The sequence below is a fragment of the Geobacter argillaceus genome (assembly GCF_007830735.1).
GTDB lineage: Bacteria > Desulfobacterota > Desulfuromonadia > Geobacterales > DSM-12255 > Geomobilibacter > Geomobilibacter argillaceus.
Map to the genome: position 1 here is coordinate 253512 of NZ_VLLN01000003.1, position 17272 is coordinate 270783.

General features: G+C 59.8%; 12 protein-coding genes. 5 read left to right on the top strand and 7 right to left on the bottom strand.

The genetic code is table 11. The features are described 5' to 3' along the window. The first annotated feature begins 162 nt into the window (after window positions 1–162). The gene (locus tag JN12_RS03945; protein ID WP_145018473.1) at window positions 163–783 is read left to right on the top strand and encodes a helix-turn-helix transcriptional regulator; all 621 of its coding nucleotides are present in this window, start codon (window positions 163–165) and stop codon (window positions 781–783) included. On the opposite strand, the gene JN12_RS03950 is transcribed toward JN12_RS03945, so the two are convergent. The 3 genes from JN12_RS03950 to JN12_RS03960 form a co-directional block, all read right to left on the bottom strand. Then, window positions 773–2644, bottom strand: coding sequence for a thioredoxin domain-containing protein (locus JN12_RS03950; protein WP_145018476.1), 1872 nt, complete (start codon window positions 2642–2644; stop codon window positions 773–775). The two genes, JN12_RS03945 and JN12_RS03950, sit on opposite strands and share 11 nt — an antisense overlap. Before the next feature lie 104 nt (window positions 2645–2748). Further along, window positions 2749–3246: a chemotaxis protein CheW gene (locus JN12_RS03955; protein WP_145018479.1), complete on the bottom strand. Its 498-nt coding sequence runs from the start codon at window positions 3244–3246 to the stop codon at window positions 2749–2751. A gap of 306 nt (window positions 3247–3552) precedes the next feature. Continuing rightward, window positions 3553–4350 carry a tetratricopeptide repeat protein gene (locus JN12_RS03960; RefSeq protein ID WP_145018483.1) on the bottom strand — a complete coding sequence of 266 codons (798 nt, stop codon included), beginning with the start codon at window positions 4348–4350 and terminating at the stop codon, window positions 3553–3555. 132 nt (window positions 4351–4482) lie between these two features. Between JN12_RS03960 and ptsP the strand changes: the two genes are divergently transcribed. The 4 genes from ptsP (at window position 4483) to JN12_RS03980 (ending at window position 8912) form a co-directional block, all read left to right on the top strand. Beyond that, the gene (gene ptsP / locus JN12_RS03965) at window positions 4483–6861 is read left to right on the top strand and encodes a phosphoenolpyruvate--protein phosphotransferase (RefSeq protein WP_145018585.1); all 2379 of its coding nucleotides are present in this window, start codon (window positions 4483–4485) and stop codon (window positions 6859–6861) included. A gap of 103 nt (window positions 6862–6964) precedes the next feature. After that, window positions 6965–7240 (top strand): cytochrome c3 family protein, encoded by a 276-nt coding sequence (locus JN12_RS03970; RefSeq protein WP_145018486.1) that lies wholly within the window; start codon window positions 6965–6967, stop codon window positions 7238–7240. Window positions 7241–7339: 99 nt separating this feature from the next. Beyond that, window positions 7340–8101 carry an alpha/beta fold hydrolase gene (locus tag JN12_RS03975; protein WP_170241839.1) on the top strand — a complete coding sequence of 254 codons (762 nt, stop codon included), beginning with the start codon at window positions 7340–7342 and terminating at the stop codon, window positions 8099–8101. Window positions 8102–8180: 79 nt separating this feature from the next. Next, window positions 8181–8912 carry a hypothetical protein gene (locus JN12_RS03980; protein ID WP_145018492.1) on the top strand — a complete coding sequence of 244 codons (732 nt, stop codon included), beginning with the start codon at window positions 8181–8183 and terminating at the stop codon, window positions 8910–8912. A 76-nt stretch (window positions 8913–8988) separates the two neighbouring features. Here JN12_RS03980 and JN12_RS03985 read toward each other — a convergent pair whose 3' ends face one another. The 4 genes from JN12_RS03985 to JN12_RS04000 all read right to left on the bottom strand — a co-directional run bounded on the left by JN12_RS03985 (window position 8989) and on the right by JN12_RS04000 (window position 17195). Next, a complete protein-coding gene (locus tag JN12_RS03985) occupies window positions 8989–12435 on the bottom strand; it encodes a pyruvate carboxylase (RefSeq protein ID WP_145018495.1) in 3447 nt (1148 codons plus the stop codon). A 302-nt stretch (window positions 12436–12737) separates the two neighbouring features. Further along, window positions 12738–14555 carry a carbon starvation CstA family protein gene (locus JN12_RS03990; RefSeq protein WP_145018498.1) on the bottom strand — a complete coding sequence of 606 codons (1818 nt, stop codon included), beginning with the start codon at window positions 14553–14555 and terminating at the stop codon, window positions 12738–12740. Window positions 14556–14751: 196 nt separating this feature from the next. Then, on the bottom strand, window positions 14752–15498 hold the full coding sequence (locus JN12_RS03995) for a LytR/AlgR family response regulator transcription factor (protein WP_145018501.1): 747 nt from the start codon (window positions 15496–15498) through the stop codon (window positions 14752–14754). 5 nt (window positions 15499–15503) lie between these two features. After that, a complete protein-coding gene (locus JN12_RS04000) occupies window positions 15504–17195 on the bottom strand; it encodes a sensor histidine kinase (RefSeq protein WP_145018504.1) in 1692 nt (563 codons plus the stop codon). Window positions 17196–17272 lie beyond the last annotated feature (77 nt).

Sequence of the window (17272 nt, forward strand, 5' to 3'; positions counted from 1 at the left end):
CCCCAACAGTGGACCAATGAGAAAAGACACATTTTTACTTGCTCAATAATCTTCCATGGTTATAATGGATAGCCTTTGCAAACGCTCGGCACATGCCCGTGAGCAGTTTCCCACGAAACGCGTTGCGTTGGAATCGAGTCCCTGGAAACGGGAGGATCTGTTATGGAACGGCACAGCGGAAATAACCGCTTACTTATCCTGATCAATCTCACCAATCATCTGCTTTGTCAGGCAGTGCACCAGCTCCTGCACAACTACCCGGATGAATTTCGGGCGCAGATTGCCGCAGCCGACACTGCCAACGACGACTTCAACCCCGACACCATCCTTGTTGACGCCATTACCCTTGCCAGGAACCCGTTGGCCCGGTGGCCCAAGGCAAACATACTCCTCATAGACACCGGTATCGAGGAAGAACGGATCATCAACCTCCTCCTTACTCACCGGATCGACGGGGTGATCGCCGTCGATACCGATACCGACCTGTTCAGGAAAGCACTCTTTGCTGTCGGCTCCGGCCAGGTCTGGATCGACAACGGCAAACTGAAGGCCCTCCTTTCCCACGTGGAATCCATTGCCAGAAACCAGCGGCACGAAACCATCAGCAAAAAGGAGCGGGAGATCATCGTTCTCATCTCCCAGGGCTTGCGCAATCGGGAGATCGCCGAAAAACTGAGCATCAGCGAACAGACCGTCAAGGCGCACCTGAGCCGGATTTTCAGAAAGACCAATGTCACGTCGCGGTCACAGCTGGTCCCGTTGGCGCTGAAATTCACGACCTGAGTTCTTCCGCCACCCTGATCAGGGTCAGATAGCCGGCGGGCTGGCGGGCCATTTTCCCGGCAAAGGCCCGCACGATACCCTCGGCCCGCTCCCTGAACGATCCTTCCCCGGTCAGGGATGCCAGGCGCAAGAGGTTCCGGGCGGCAAGCCCGTTGGCGGCCGGAATCACCCCATCGCTCCCCCCCATCATCCGGACCGGCAGCTGTTCGTCGTCGCAGCCTACGTCATGGAGCCCTCCCGGCGAGTCTCCGAAGAGGCGCAGCATCTCCTGCGTGTAGCGACCGGCATCGGTGAGAAACGATGCCTCGCCGGTAACGGCATGCAGTTCCAGCAGCGCCTGGACCAGCGCAACGTAGTCTTCCAGAAATGCCGGGCCGGAGGTGGTCCCGGCGTGCCGGGAGCGGAGCAGGCGACCGGCCGGGGAGGTGAGTCCGGTCGTGATGAACTGCACGGCCTGCCTGGCCGCATCCAGCCAGGCCCTGTTTCCGGTAATGCCATACCCCTTGGCCAGGGGCGCCACCATGAGCCCGTTCCAGGCGGTGACCACCTTCCCGTCCCGTAGCGGCCGGATTCTGTTGTCACGGGTGGCCAACAAACGTTCACGCCAGCCGGTCGCCAGGGTCTTCGCCTCTTCGAGGCTCACCCCCTCCTGTCGCGCCCACTCCTCAAGGGAAACGGGGAGATGAAGGATGTTCCGCCCCTCGAAGTTCCCCCCTTCGGTTACCCCGAACAGACTGCAGCAACGGCTCCCCTCAGCCTCGCCAAGCAGATCGAGTATCTCGCTGCGACGCCAGAGATAAAAGGTTCCCTCCTCCCCTTCGCTGTCCGCATCCTCTGCCGCGCAGAAGCCCCCTTTCGGTGCTGCCAGGTCCCGCAGCACATAATTGATGATCTCTCCTGCCAGATCGAGGCACAGCGGGTCGCCGGTTGCAATGTGGGCATCCAGGGCGATGCCGGCCAGCAGTGCCTGATCATAGAGCATCTTCTCGAAATGGGGCACCAGCCACTCCCGGTCAACACTGTAGCGGTGCATCCCGCCGCCCAACTGGTCGAAGATCCCGCCGGCCCGCATGGCACTAAGACTCGCCAGGACCATGTCCGCAGCAGACCGGTTGCAGCGCTGCTTCCCATACCAGAGCAGAAAGGCGTGGTAGGCAGGCATGGGAAATTTGGGAGCGCCGCCGAAGCCACCAAAGACCGGGTCGTACAGTTCGACCAACTGCCGGTAGGCCGCGTCCGCAAGTCCAGGCTCCGGGTCCTCCAACAATGCGGGTTCGCAAAACTGCAGGAGTCCGTCCAGGACCTGGGCGCAGTTCCGCTCCACCCGGCTCCGCTCCTGCGCCCAGAGCCCGACAATCTTTTCCACGAGTTCGGGAAAGGCCATCATGCCATGGCGCGGGACCGGCGGGATATAGGTGGCGGCAAAGAACGGACGCCGGTCGGGCGTCAGAAAGAGGTTCAGGGGCCAGCCGCCACTCCCGGTAAGGAGTTGGGCCGCGGTCATGTAGCAGTCGTCCACGTCCGGCCGCTCCTCCCGATCCACCTTGATGGCGATGCAGTGCCGGTTCAGGATCTCTGCCACGGCCGGGTCGGCAAAGGATTCCCTTGCCATGACGTGGCACCAGTGGCAGGTGGCATAGCCGATGGAGAGAAAAATCGGTTTGTCCTCGCTCCTGGCGCGGGCAAATGCCTCTTCTCCCCAGGGATACCAGTTCACCGGGTTGTCCGCATGCTGCAACAGGTAGGGGCTGACCGAAAAGATCAGGCGGTTGTAATCCGGCCGTCCGTCCGGCGCCAGCCGTTGCCGGTCGAGCGCCAACAGCCGGGCGATAAAAGCGTTGCCGTCTTCGTGGGCATTCATGGCGTATCCTCCTTGATATCATTGTATCGCACCTGCCGGACGCCCTAAAAAAGAAAAGGCGCCTAACGGCGCCTCCTCACTCCTCACTCACAACTCCTCACAACTTATGCGGCACTCTCCATCCCGCTCAGTTCCGCATCGGAAAAGACCTTCTCCAGATCGAGAATGATGAGCAGCTTTTCGCCAATCCGCCCCACGCCGATGATCGAATCGGCCTCGTACCCCTTGGCCACGGCCGGGGTCGGAGATATCTGGTCGGCATTCAGCTTGAGAACCTGGGACACCTGGTCCACGACCAGGCCAATGGTGGCGCTGCCGATGGAAACAACCACGATACGCCGGTTCTGTTCCTCCACCGTGGTCGTATCGAAGATATGAAACCGCTTGCGGAAATCGATGATGGGAATGACCTTGCCCCGCAGGTTGATGACCCCCTCAACATAGTCGGGGGCATTGGGCATGGCAGTAATCGGCACCATCCGGATGATCTCCTGCACCTTGAGTATGTCGACACAGAACTCTTCGCTCCCCACCGTGAAGCCAACCATGTGCAGTGTCTGGCCGGCTAGCGTGTTCCCCGAAACCATTGGCAAATTGCTCATATATCCGTCTCCTTCTTTTGTCATTGGACTGGGTCACCAACCTAGATGTAACGACTATCGGCAACGATTCATTACAACTTTAACCATTTCAGGTATCTGAAAAAAACAACTCTCTTTCTTAACACGGCTCGGCACGGGCGCTTGGAAGAGGCCTCATTGCCGCCCCGGTCATCAACGTATCATTGCGATATGCCTGCTTATATGCATCGCAAACCGTCGGTACCGGGAACTCAGCCGGGTTGCGTTTTCCGGGCAAAAAAAAGGCTGCCCGCGGCAGCCCCTTCCGTTGTTCCGAACAGATAGCGGTTACTGTCCCTTTAGTTCTGCTTCGAGCCCCTCCACAACCGCCTTTACCTCGGCAACCATCTCCTGGGCCTGGGGAGAGGTTTCGTACTTAAGATAGAGCTTCAGGGACTTCAGCGCTTCCTGCACATGCTCCTGGTCCATGTAGAGGCTCCCCAGGGTGAGGTAGGCCAGGGTAAAGTGGGGGTCGAGGCGGACAGCCTCACGACACTCCTTTTCGGCATTGTCGTGCTCACCGAGATCGTAGTACAGCTCCCCCAGGTTGAAATGGGCCGCGGCATCGGACGGATCGATCTCGATCCCCCGTTTGTAGGCCTCCACCGCCCGGTCCCGTTCGCCCTGGCCGTAGAGTGCGTCCCCCAGGGCATTGTAGGCAAAGACGTTGTTGGGATCGAGTTCGAGTGCCGTATTGTAGGCCTTGATCGCCTCGTCGGCCCGCTCCATGGCATTGTACACCAGGCCAATATTTACATAGCCATCCGCATCCTTCGGATTGAGGTCGACGATTTTCCGGTAGGTCTGCAGCGCCTCCTTGTGGCGCCCCAGTTCGAAGTGGAGGTCCCCCAGCGCGGTCAGGGCGTCCGTATCGTCAGGTTCCAGCTTGAGCCCCGTCTCGTATGCGTTTATAGCCTCTTCCGGCTTCTCTGTCGTAGCCAGAGCTTCACCGAGGCAGAAATGACCTTCCGGGTTCTTCGGTTCCAACTCGATGCAGCGCCTGGCCGCCGCCACTGCCGTTTCCCCTTCGCCCGCCTCAAGGGCGGCGATGACCGCTCCCAGCTCCTGCTCGAATCCGCTCGTCATGGCTTGTCTCCCGTCTAAGTAGTCTGGCCGGCACTATACCACGAAGGTAACCAGCTTTCCAGCTTACGGCTGCAACAGTGCAAAAAATATTGGTTTGCGTTCATCTGGTACGCCGTGTACTATTTTATCGCCATGACACCTTCACTACCGACGGCCGGCGAAGACCGGCAGGAAATCAGCGGTCTGCGGACCCTAGAGGACATCAACACCCTGATCCTCCACTCCCATGACCTCCAGGAGACCCTGGACAACATCGTTTCGCTGGTATCGAAGCGGATGGCGTCCGACGTCTGCTCCATCTATCTCCTGGAGGACGACGGAGAAACCCTCAGGCTCCAGGCCACCAAGGGTCTTTCCCGCGCGTCGGTCGGCCGGATCACCATGAAGACCTCGGAGGGGCTCACCGGCCTCGTGGTGGAACAGCGCGGGGTGGTGAACACCGACGATGCTCCGACCCACCCGCGCTACAAGTACTTCAAGGAAACCAGGGAGGAAAAATACCACTCCTTCCTCGGCATCCCGCTCTTCGAACGGAAAACCCCGGTCGGGGTAATCGTCGTGCAGACCCGTGAGTCGCGGGTCTTCACCCCGACAGAGATCAGCACCCTCACCACCATCGCCTACCAGATCAGCAGCATCGTCATCAATGCCAAGCTACTCGACTCCATTCGCAAGAAGGAGGAGGAACGGGCCTTTTTCGAGCTGGAGCTGAAAAAGATCCAGGCCATGGAGCAGGACAGTGTGGCCAAGTCCCGGGCCGTGCCCACCGGGAAGAAAGGGAAACAGCCGCTCGTCCTGATCGGCGCGGCGGTTTCTCCAGGCTTCTGCATGGGGAGGCTCTATGTGCTGAGCCGTCGGGGGACGCGCAGTGCCACCCTTCTGGAGAAGATCCTCCCCCGGCCCGAGGAGCACAAGCGGTTCCAGATGGCCCTGGAAAAGGCCAAGATCCAGACCCTGTACATGGAAAAGCGGGTGGCCCAGCTGATCTCCAAGGAGGATGCGGCCATCTTCCACACCCACCTGATGATCCTGGAGGATCGTGGCTTCATCGCCAAGATCCAGGAGCTGATCGACAGCGATTTCGGTGCTGCCCGTGCCGTGCGGGATGTGGTCGACTTCTACGTGTCGGCTTTCTCGCGGATGGAGGACCCCTACCTGCGGAGTCGCTCAGCGGACATGGAGGACATCGGCCGCCGGATCATCGACTCCCTGGAGGGGAATGACAAAACCCCCAAGCGGCTCAGGGAGAAGCGGATACTGGTGGCCGAGGAGATCCTCCCGTCCGACCTGGCGACCTTCGACCCGGAAAAGATCGTCGGCATTGTCACCGAAAAGGGGGATGTCAGCTCCCATGCCGCAATCATGGCCAAATCCCTCGGCATACCGGCGGTATTGGGGATCGACCGGCTCCTGGCACACATCGGGCTGCGGGACGAGGTGATCATCGACGGCAGCTCCGGCCATATATACATCAATCCCGATGACCGGGTGAAGGGTGAATACGAGCGGCTGCAGCACGACTACAGCCAGAAGCGGAAAGAACTTGAGGAGCTGAAGGAGTTGCCGGCAGTCACCCGGGACGGGTGTCGGGCGTTTCTCCGCGCCAACATCGGGCTTCTCTCCGACATCCGGGTGGCCCTGGCCAACGGCGCCGAAGGGGTGGGGCTCTACCGGACCGAATTCCCCTACATGACCCGCAAGTCGTTTCCGGACCGGGTCGAGCAGTACCATATCTACCGGAAGATGCTGGAGGGATTCCCGGGCCAGCCGGTGACGATCCGCACCCTCGATATCGGCGGCGACAAGGGGCTCCCCTACTTCCAGTACCCCAAGGAGGACAACCCCTTTATGGGGTGGCGCTCCATCAGGGTTTCTCTGGAACGCCACGACATCTTCAAGGAGCAGTTGGCCGCGGTGCTGATGGCCTCCATCCACGGCCGGGCCAGCCTCATGTTCCCGATGATCTCCTCCGTTGACGAAATTCGGGAGATCAGGAGAATCATCGCAGAGGTGCGGGACGAACTCACCCACCACGGCAAGCCGTTTGACCCGGACATGCCGCTGGGGATCATGGTGGAACTGCCGGCCGCCGTCCAGACCGCCGCCATTCTGGCCAGGGAGGTGGACTTCTTCAGCATCGGCACCAACGACCTGATCCAGTACACCCTGGCCGCCGACCGGAACAATCCAAGGGTCCGCCGCTATTACGACCCCCATCATCCGGCAATCCTGCACGCCATCAAGACCGTTGTCGATGCCGCGATGACAGCCGGGAAAAAGGTCTCCATCTGCGGCGAGATGGCCGCCGACCCTCTCAACGCCGTCATCCTCCTGGGGATGGGGATCAGGGAATTCAGCATGTCGTCACCCGCCATTCCGGTCATCAAGCAGGCCCTGCAGAACGTCGACATCCTAAGGGCCGAAGAGATCGCCCGGAAGGTGCTCACCCTGGAAAGCTGCAGCGCGATCAGAGAGTGCCTGGCAGAGGTCAGGCGCGAATTGGACATTTGATCCCGAATATATCTCCCGACAGATCGTCCTTTTTTGCCTTTGTGGTGCTGTCCCTTTGTGGTAATTTCTTGCCATACCAGCTACCGAAGAGAATGGTGAACGGATGAAAAAGCTCGCAATCTTAATCGCTACGCTACTGGCCGCGGCCCCGCTGGCCCAAGGCAAGATCCTCAAGGCCTATAACGGCGATATCGACTTCGACCACTCCCTGCACATGGGGCTCTTCCCGTGCAAGGATTGCCACGAAGGAGCACCGAGACCGTTCGGCATCAATAAGCAGAGCGGCCACAAACTCTGCCTCGGCTGCCATAAGAAGGTCGGCAAGGGGCCGTCCGTTCACTGCAGCGAATGCCACAAGCTCAACTCGGACGACCGCTAGGCCCCCGCCGACAGGATGGGCAGCCACCTCCCTCCAGCGTATCGCACCATCTCAATCTGTGGGATTAACCTGGCGTACCAGGTCGAAGGAACCGGGCCGGTGCCGATCGTCCTTCTCCATGGTTATGCCGCATCCATCGCCACTTGGCACGACCTGCGACGGCTCATCCCCCCGGACCGCCATACACTCTATCTCCTCGACCTGAAGGGGTTCGGCTTTTCAGCCAAGCCGAACGACACCCGCTACTCCCCCGTTGACCAGGCAGCGCTGGTCGCCGGCTTCCTCGAAACCCTGGGTTTGACGCATGTGGCGCTGGTCGGCCACTCCCTGGGCGGGGGAGTCGCCCTTATCACCGCCATCCGCTCCCGGGACAGAGAACGGATCGGCCGGCTCGTGCTTATTGACGCCGCCGCCTACCGGCACACATTTCCCCGGTTCATGCGGCTACTCGCCCACCCTCTGGCCGGCACACTCCTCTTGACCCTTATCCCGGTTCGGACCATCGTCAGGCATGTACTTCGCGTCTGTTTTCGCAACCGGACCGACATCACTCCGGACCGGATCGAACGTTACGCCAGGGGGTTCAGTAGTCATGGCATCTGCCACGCCTTTGGGGAGTCGGTCCGCCGGATCGTCCCGCCGGAGTATGACCGGTTGGTGGCCGCCTACGGATCTGTCGAAACACCAACGCTCATCGTCTGGGGGAGGAACGACCGGATCATCCCGCTGGCCATGGGGGAGCGGCTGGCACGGGAGATCCCCGGTGCCTGTCTGGCGGTCATCGACGATTGCGGCCACAACCCACACGAAGAGCAGCCGGTTGAGACATGGAGGGAGATCTCGGCATTCCTGGAGCAGTAAAACTCACCGCTTTACTCAATAGTTGCCCGGCTGTTATAGTGATGAAGCTATTACTCAACATTACGGAAAGGTCTCAATAATGCATGATCGCAGCTTGTTCCTCTGCTGCTGCCTGGCAACCCTGTTAATGGTCATCACAGGATGTGGCTGGAACGTCGACAATGCCCTGGGCGATCACACCACTACGACCACCACCACGACCACGACCTCGGGCGTCACGATCACCCCCTCTACGGTAAGCATGGCAGGCGGAGGAACCAGCAACTTTTCCGCCACCGTCAGCGGTGCAACCGGTCAGGGTGTAATCTGGAGCGTCGTCGAGTCCAATGGCGGCAGCATCACGCAGGGTGGGGTCTACACGGCGCCGCAGACCGCGGGCACCTACCACGTTACGGCGACGAGTGCTGCAGATCCCGGAAACTACGCCACGGCAACGGTCACGGTTACCGGCGGAATGTTCCCACAGGTCTGGAAGTCCGATACCGGCATAGTTCCAGCCGTGACCATGACCATTACCGGCCCGGCGCTCGACAACATCCATTATCTCGGCACCATTCAATGCTCCGTCCTGCCGGGAGGTTTGGTAACGATCGTGGATAGTTCCGGTTTGAATTACATCCTGCCTTTCGGAACCGGCGGCTATAAATTCCAGGCCCAGAGCCCTGTCGGTGACAGCATGGTAGCAGGCAGCCTGTCGCCTGTTACCGGCAATCAGAACCAGCTCTCAGGCACGCTGGCTATTCTCGATGGCACGGTGTCGCCGGTGTCACCGGTCTATTCCAGCACCAGCGCGCTATTTACAAGGAATTGAGCAGGAGCATCTTGAAGGGACAACGAAAACGGGAGCCGGACGGCTCCCTTTTTCGTTGCTATTCCTGACGCTTCGGCTACGCCATCACGATCACCAGGTCTTCTTTCTCCACCTTGTCCCCTTCCCTGAACTTCACTTCCGCAACCTTGCCCTCGACCTTGGCCTTGATGTTGGTCTCCATCTTCATCGCCTCGGTGACCAGCAGCACATCGCCGGCCTTGACCTCATCGCCGGCCTTGACGTTGACCTTCAGCACCTTGCCCGGCATGGGCGCGCCGACATGGGCAGGGTTACCCTTGTCCGCCTTAACCCGCACCGCCTCGTCGGACTGCACCGACTGGTCGCGGACCACCACGCTCCGGGCGTTGCCGTTCAGCTCGAAGTAGATGTGGCGGGTACCGTCGGGGTGGACCTTGCCTATGGCGTTCAGCTTGATGATCAGGGTCTTGCCCGGCTCGATGTCCAGCGAGGTCTCCTGGCCCGGCTCCAGACCGTAGAAGAAGATCGGGGTCGGGATCACCGAGGTGTCCGAGTACTCCTGGCGGTGCTTGTCGAACTCGGGATAGACGTGGGGGTAAAGGATGGCGGAGATGAGGGAATTGTCGTCCACCGCATGGCCGAATTTCTCCTCCAGCTTGAGCCGCTCCTCGTCGAAGTCGACCGGCTCCAGGAGTTCTCCGGGGCGACAGGTGATCGGCTGTTCCCCCTTGAGGACGATCCGCTGCAACTCCTCCGGCCACCCCTGGTAGGGCTGGCCGAGCATTCCCTTGAACATGCCGACCACCGATTCCGGGAAGGCGAGTTCATCCGCCTTGGTGAAGACATCTTCCGGCTGCAGGTTGTTTTTTACCAGGAACATGGCCATGTCCCCCACCACCTTGGACGAAGGGGTCACCTTGACGATGTCGCCGAACAGGAGATTTACCTTGTGGTACATCTCCTTGCACTCCTCCCAGCGGTCCAGGAGCCCGAGTCCGGCCACCTGGGGCTTGTAGTTGGAGTACTGGCCGCCCGGGATCTCGTGGTGATAGACCTCGGCAGTGCCGCTTTTGAGTCCCGACTCGAAGGGGGCGTAGTACTCCCGCACCGTCTCCCAGTAGTTGGCCAACTGCTGCAGCCCCTCCTCGTTCAACTGCGTGTCCCATTCGGTGCCGTGAAGGGCCGCCACCAGGGCGTTCAGGTTCGGCTGAGCCGTGAGACCGGACAGGGACGAGAGGGCCGCGTCGACGATATCCACCCCGGCCTGGCAGGCCATGAGGAGCGTGGCGCTGCCGTTACTGGAGGTGTCATGGGTATGGAGATGAACCGGGATGCCGATGTTCTCCTTCAGCGCCTTTACCAGTTGGAAGGCGGCAAACGGCTTCAGGAGACCGGCCATATCCTTGATGGCCAGGATGTGGGCCCCCATCTGTTCCAGCTCCTTGGCCATGTTCACGTAGTATTCCAGCGGGTACTTGTTCCGCGCCGGGTCGGTGATGTCGCCGGTGTAGCAGATGGCGGCCTCGCAGATCTTGCCGGTCTTTCTCACCGCCTCCATGGCCACGGCCATCCCCTTGGTCCAGTTCAGCGAATCGAATACCCGGAAGATGTCGATCCCCGAAGCCGCCGCCTCCTCGACGAAGCGCTGGACCACGTTGTCCGGGTAGTTGGTATAACCGACGGCGTTGGAGCCGCGCAAGAGCATCTGGAACAGGATGTTGGGGATCGCCTCGGACAGCTTGTGGAGCCGCTGCCAGGGGTCTTCCTTCAGAAAGCGCATGGAAACGTCGAAGGTGGCCCCGCCCCAACACTCCAGGGAGAAGAGCCCTGCCCCCAGATAGGAGGTCGGCTCGGCGATCTTCAAGAGGTCGTAACTCCGCACCCGGGTGGCCAGGTTGGACTGGTGGGCATCCCGCATGGTGGTGTCGGTGATCAGGAGCTTCTTCTGCTCCAGAATCCTCTTGGACAGCCCCTCGGCCCCCAGCTCCATGAACAGGTCGCGGCTACCGGTAGGCCGCGGTTTGGTATAGTCCACCTCCGGCACCCGCGCCTCAATAAGCTCCGAGGACCTGAGCGGCTTGACGATCCCGGGCGAGCCGTTGACGATCACGTCCCCCAGAAAGGTGAGCACCTTGGTGGCCCGGTCCTTCTTCTCCCTGATCAGAAGCAGTTCGGGGTGCTTTTCGATGAACGAGGTATCGCAGTTCCCGTGGAGGAAGACCGGATGGTTAATGACGTTTTCCAGGAAACCGATGTTGGTCTTCACCCCCCGCACCCGGAACTCCTGGAGTGAGCGGTGCATGATGTGGGCGGCATCGGCAAAGGAGAGCCCCCAGCTGGTCACCTTCACCAGCAGAGAGTCGTAATGGGAGGTGATGTGGGAACCGGTGTAGGCGTTCCCCGCGTCGAGGCGGACACCGAAGCCGGCAGCGGAACGGTAGGTGGTGATGACGCCGAAGTCCGGGGCGAAGTTGTTGGCTGGGTCCTCGGTGGTGATCCGGCACTGGATGGCGTACCCCCGCATGTCGATGGAGCTCTGGCTCGGGATGTTGATCTCCGGGTCGGAGAGCTTGTGCCCCTCTGCCACCAGAATCTGGTTCTGCACCAGGTTGCGGCCGGTGATCATCTCGGTCACCGTGTGCTCCACCTGGATGCGGGGGTTCATCTCGATGAAGTACCAGTCCCCCTGCTGGTCCATGAGGAACTCCACGGTGCCGGCGTTGCGGTACTTGACCTGGCCGGCGATCTTCAGGGCCGCGGTGCAGAGTTCCTGCCGGACCCTCTGGGTCAGACAGAGGGACGGGGCGAACTCCACCACCTTCTGGTGACGACGCTGGATGGAGCAGTCCCGCTCGTAGAAGTGGACCAGGTTACCGTGGTTGTCCCCCAGGACTTGGACCTCGATATGCTTGGGGTTCTCCAGGTATCGCTCCAGGAACACCGCCGGGTTGCCGAACGAGGCCTTGGCCTCGCTTCTGGCGGCCACCAGCCCCTCCAGCAGCTCCTTTCGGGTGCGGGCCACCCGCATGCCGCGGCCGCCACCGCCGGCTGCGGCCTTGATGATGATCGGGTAGCCGTGGTCCTTGGCGAACTTGAGGGCCTCCTCTTCCCGCTCGATCGGCTCCTCGGTGCCCGGGACGGTCGGCACACCGGCTGCCACGGCAACCTTGCGGGCCGCCACCTTGTCCCCCAGCGCCCGCTGCATCTCGGCGGTCGGACCGATAAAGGCGATGCCGGCCGCTTCGCACTTCTCGGCAAACTCGGCGTTTTCGGAAAGGAAGCCGTAGCCGGGATGGATGGCGTCCACATCGGCCTTCACCGCCAGGGAGATGATCTCGTCAATCCCCAGATAGGCATCGATGGGACTCTTCCCCTTCCCGATCAGATAGGCCTCGTCGGCCTTGTAGCGGTGGAGCGACAGCTTGTCCTCCTCCGAGTAGATGGCCACCGTGCCGATCCCGAGCTCGGTACAGGCCCGGAAGATCCGGATGGCGATCTCTCCCCGGTTCGCAGCCATAACCTTCCTGAACGTCCTCTTCTGCATTCAAAACCTCCCTGAACCATCTGATTTATCGAAACTGTAAATGGGACATACCGAAACGTTCAAAATTTAGCATAACTAAAATTTATTCAACTATTTTAAATAGTTACGTCGCAAATGTCGCGGCAATAAAACAGATTGGTTCAGTTTTGTCAACCATGTTTTTGCGCTGGCGGAACTTTGGGTCTTCGAGGGGATCAGAAAGGATAAAAAAAGAACGGGGGCTCTGGAAAGAGAGCCCCCGGGTGCGTTTCAGACATCAATAACGTGACGAAACGCCATCTGCTCCGTCACGGCAAGAACATTCAGTCCCCCTCTTCGACCGTTATCAACACCTTGTCGCCAAAGGAATCCGTCACCATGTCGCGGATCTGCAGCAGACCGTACCAGCGCCGGAACGCCTCGACAAAGACGATGGTCATCAGCACCATGAGGATCACCGACATGCTCGCCAGCAGGTAAAGCCCCTTGGGTAGGTAGTTCCTGGTGATATTGAGATACCCCGACCACATGCAGATCGGTATCATGAAGAGACCGGGGGCGCCGGTCACCCAGGCATATTTCGCCTTGCCAAGCCTGATCAGCATGGTGGTGCCGACGATCAGCGCACAGGTGGCCAGGAGCTGGTTGCTCATACCGAACAGCGGCCAGATGGTGGAGATATCGCCGGTGTATACCAGATAGCCCCACGCCGAGGTGAATATGGCGCTGGTAACGATAATGCCGGGAGTCCAGCCATTGTCGGCAAAACGGGGGTGGACTTTGCCGAGCATCTCCTGCAAGAGGTAGCGCCCCACCCTGGTACCGGCATCCACTGCGGTCAGGATGAACACCGCCTCGAACATTATGGCGAAGTGATACCAGTATGCCATCATTCCTTTCATAAAGGGGACGGCTGAAAAGATATAGGCCATCCCGACCGCCAGAGATACCGCGCCGCCGGGCCGCCCCTGCACCTGCTCGCCAACGGCGGTGGCCAGTGCGGGCAGATTGACCGGAGTCATTCCCAGGGTCTGGTACACCTTGGGCAGGGAGTTGATGGCGAAGTAATCGGACGGGACCAGAACACAGGCGGCGACAAGGGCCATGATGGCGACGAACCCCTCTGTCAGCATGGCACCGTAGCCGACGAAGAGGATATCCCGTTCGCTGGCGAGCATCTTGGGGGTGGTTCCGGAACCGATAATGGCATGGAAGCCCGACAGGGCACCGCAGGCGATGGTGATAAAGATGAACGGGAAGACGGCGCCCGGGATGATGGGGCCACCACCGGCGACATATGGGGTAATGGCCGGCATCTGCAACTGTGGATGGACGGCGATGATCCCCAGGGCAAGCATGGCGATGGTCCCGATCTTCAGGTAGGTGGAGAGGTAATCCCGCGGCACCAGCAGGAACCAGACCGGCAGCACCGAAGCGGCAAAGCCGTAGGCCGGGATGAGCAGGGCGATCTGCTTCTTGGAGAAGGTGAACATGGCAGCCAGGGTGGGATCGGCGGCAATATACGGCCCGACAAGAAGCGCGAGGATGAGAAGAACCCCACCGATGAGACTCCCGCCCTTGATGTCGCCGGGTCGGATCTTCTGCATGTAAATCCCCATGATCATGGCGATGGGGATAGTGGCAAAAACCGTGAAGGTGCCCCAGGGGCTGTTGAACAGGGCATTGACGACCGCGATGGAAAGGCCTGCCAGGGTAAGGATCAGGATGAAGAGAATGGCAATGGAGGCCACCTTGCCAGCCACCTTGCCGATCTCGCTCTCGGCGATAACGGAGAGGCTTTTCCCCTTGTGCCGTACCGAGGCGAAGAGCACGATGGAATCGTGAACCGCTCCGGCCAGCACCGCACCGATCAGTATCCAGAGTGCACCCGGCAGAAAACCGAACTGGGCGGCCAGCACGGGACCGAGCAGCGGGCCGGCGGCGGCGATCGCCGCGAAGTGATGACCGAACAGAACATACTTGTTGGTCTTCACATAATCGTGCCCGTCTGCCATGGTGACGGCGGGAGTTGACCGGTCGTCACGCAGGTTCATCACCTTGTCGGCGATGAAGACGCCGTAAAACCGGTAGGCAATCGCAAAGACGCAGAGTGCCACAAAAATGAGCGTTAATGCATTCATCTGTTGTTCCCCTTTCCGGGTTGATCTGCCCCTGCGGCCTCGACAATGATCCGGTAACGTCCATGGAGCATGGACGAAACGCGGTCTCGTTCCATAGTGAGATCAGGATAAAGGACTTTCCCGGAAGAATGGGGGAAAATCTTCGAATGGAGCGATACGTGGAATGAATGGTCCAATAACGGGGATGAATGGTAAATTACAGATCAAAATGCCTTTTTAGATCTTTGACATTATAACGGCTCACCGGGATTTCGGACCGCTCCCGATCATCCATGATCAGCTTGTAGCTGCCGTTAAACCAGGGGAGCACCTCCCGGACATGGTTGACATTGACGAGGAAACCGCGATGAGTCCTGAGAAACCCGGCAAGGGCAAGCTTTTGCTCAAGTTCGTTCAGGGTGAAACGGGTCCGGTATCTGCCGTCGACGGTCCGGACGATCACCTCCCCTTCTTCGGCATGGGCAAACAGTATCCTGTCCGGTGCGGTCGGAATGATGGCCTCTCCCCGGCAAAGGGGCACCTTGCGGCAGGGTTCCGCGGCCTCCCGTGCCTCCGGCGCCGGGGGAACCGTGGAGAACGCAAGCATCCTGGCCGCCTTGGCAATTGTCCTGGCAACCCGCTCCAGGGTAAAGGGTTTGCGCAGATAATCGATTGCATCGACCTCAAACGCCTGAACTGCATGTTCCTGGCACGCCGTGGCAAAGACGATCAGCGGCTTTAGCGGCAGTTCGCACAGGAACGGGGCCAGTTCCAGCCCGCTCAGGCCCGGCATCTGGATGTCGAGAAATATCACGTGGGGCTTGGCTTCACGTATCCCCTTGAGCGCTTCGGTGCCGTTGGCAGCCTCTCCGACCACCTCGACGCCGCCGACCTTTTCCAGCAGGAACCGAAGCCCCCTCCTGGCAGGGGCTTCGTCATCAATGATGTACGCACGCACTACCATCGTATTTATTGCGGCACCCTGAACGACACCGTCGTCCCCTTTCCGGGAGTGCTGTCAATCCGCAAAGAGTGATCTGCTCCATAATGGGCGATCAGCCGGGCATTGACATTCTTGAGTGCTATACCCGCTCCATCCCCGGAGCATGGGGCCACTTCAGCCGCAAACAGTGTGGCAAGCCGTTGCGGTGGGATGCCCACGCCATCGTCCCTGACCTCGATGCACACATGTTCCCCGTCCCGGTGAGCCGCTATAACCACCTCACCCCCCTCCTCCCGGGGAAGGATACCGTGCTTGATGGCGTTTTCAACGAGAGGTTGGAGGATAAGTGGCGGAAGCCGGCAATCACAGGCATCCCGGTCGATGTCGTATGAAACCCTGATCCGCTCTTCGAATCTGGCCGACTCAATGGCGATGTAGGCCCGGCAGTGCTCCAGTTCGGCAGCCAGGGTGACATGTCCAGATCCCGGGTTGATATTGGCGCGGAAGAAATCGGCCAGCTTCACCAGTAACCCCGAGGCGGTGTCGGGACTGGTCTGGATATAACTGATGACGGTGTTGATGGCATTGAAGAGGAAGTGTGGGTTGATCTGCGCCTGTAACGCCCTGATCTCCGCATCCTTGACCAGCTTGCGCTGCTCCTCCAGCTCCGAAATCTCCAACTGGTTGAAAAAGAGATGTGCCAGCCCGTTGGCAAGCTCCATGTCGAGTGACGTGATGCCGTTTTCCTTTAACCGGAATAACTGCAGGGTACCGATAACCCTGCCCTGTTTTCCCAGCGGAACGATAATGGCGGAGCCGAGGCGGCAGTTTGCACCTGAGCAGCCGATCTCCGCGCGGGTAAGCGGGGCAGCTATCCGTCCAGAGGTGAGGACTGCCCCCGTAGAAGCGTGTACATACGGGGTGCCGAGCCGGTGGTGATCGTTTTCAGCGCCCGCATATGCCAGAATGTTCGATTCATCGGTGATCGCCACCGCATCCAGATCGGTCATCTCCAGGATTATCCGTACGGTTTCGGATGCGGATGCACCGGTAAGACCGCTCCGCAAAAATGGCAGGGTGCGCAGGGCAATACGCAGCGCGGTCTGCGCCTGAAAGGCCGCAAAACGCTCCTTTTCCTTGTACACCGATGCAACCAGCTCCACGAACAGTGCCAGCCCGATCGAGTTGACCAGGATCATGGGAACGCCGATCACGCTCACCAGATTAACCGCGGCGGGAAAAGGCTTTGCCAAGATAAGGAGAATGACCATTTGCATGGTCTCCACGGCTATGCCGGTGGCAAAGGCAATAGCCGGATCGAATGGCCGCCGCTTCAGCCGGTGATAGATCAGGCCGCCGGCCAACCCCTCGATAATGGTAGCCACACCGCACGCAATCGCGGTAAAGCCGCCGATATCGATCAGGTAGCGATGCCCCCCGGCAATCATCCCGGCCGCGAAACCGACCAAAGGCCCTCCCAGAATGCCGCCAAGGGCAACCCCGACAACACGCGAATTGGCAATGGCATTCTGGATCGGCACCCCCATGTAGGTCCCGGCGACACCGAAAAGACCAAAGAGAACGGACAGGTATAGCTTCTCATAACGATTGGCCTTGCCCGTCAGAAGCCGCTTGAAGATATCGAAACGCATGATAAGGATAAAGGCTATGGCGAATATCCCGAGTCGTTCCAGAAGATTTATGAGCAGGTTGATCATGGCTGAAACTATGTTTGAAGATTTCTCCGTGTCAAGAAGATTTTGCGATAGCCAGTCTTTGCACTTTCCCGGTTTCC

Excerpts from the sequence above, each read along its gene's own strand:
- JN12_RS03960 (WP_145018483.1), bottom strand. The coding sequence starts at position 4,350 with ATGACGAGCGGATTCGAGCAGGAGCTGGGAGCGGTCATCGCCGCCCTT.
- JN12_RS03990 (WP_145018498.1), bottom strand. The coding sequence starts at position 14,555 with ATGAATGCATTAACGCTCATTTTTGTGGCACTCTGCGTCTTTGCGATT.
- JN12_RS03985 (WP_145018495.1), bottom strand. The coding sequence starts at position 12,435 with ATGCAGAAGAGGACGTTCAGGAAGGTTATGGCTGCGAACCGGGGAGAG.
- JN12_RS03955 (WP_145018479.1), bottom strand. The coding sequence starts at position 3,246 with ATGAGCAATTTGCCAATGGTTTCGGGGAACACGCTAGCCGGCCAGACA.
- JN12_RS03995 (WP_145018501.1), bottom strand. The coding sequence starts at position 15,498 with ATGGTAGTGCGTGCGTACATCATTGATGACGAAGCCCCTGCCAGGAGG.
- ptsP (WP_145018585.1), top strand. The coding sequence starts at position 4,483 with ATGACACCTTCACTACCGACGGCCGGCGAAGACCGGCAGGAAATCAGC.
- JN12_RS03950 (WP_145018476.1), bottom strand. The coding sequence starts at position 2,644 with ATGAATGCCCACGAAGACGGCAACGCTTTTATCGCCCGGCTGTTGGCG.
- JN12_RS04000 (WP_145018504.1), bottom strand. The coding sequence starts at position 17,195 with ATGATCAACCTGCTCATAAATCTTCTGGAACGACTCGGGATATTCGCC.
- JN12_RS03980 (WP_145018492.1), top strand. The coding sequence starts at position 8,181 with ATGCATGATCGCAGCTTGTTCCTCTGCTGCTGCCTGGCAACCCTGTTA.
- JN12_RS03945 (WP_145018473.1), top strand. The coding sequence starts at position 163 with ATGGAACGGCACAGCGGAAATAACCGCTTACTTATCCTGATCAATCTC.
- JN12_RS03970 (WP_145018486.1), top strand. The coding sequence starts at position 6,965 with ATGAAAAAGCTCGCAATCTTAATCGCTACGCTACTGGCCGCGGCCCCG.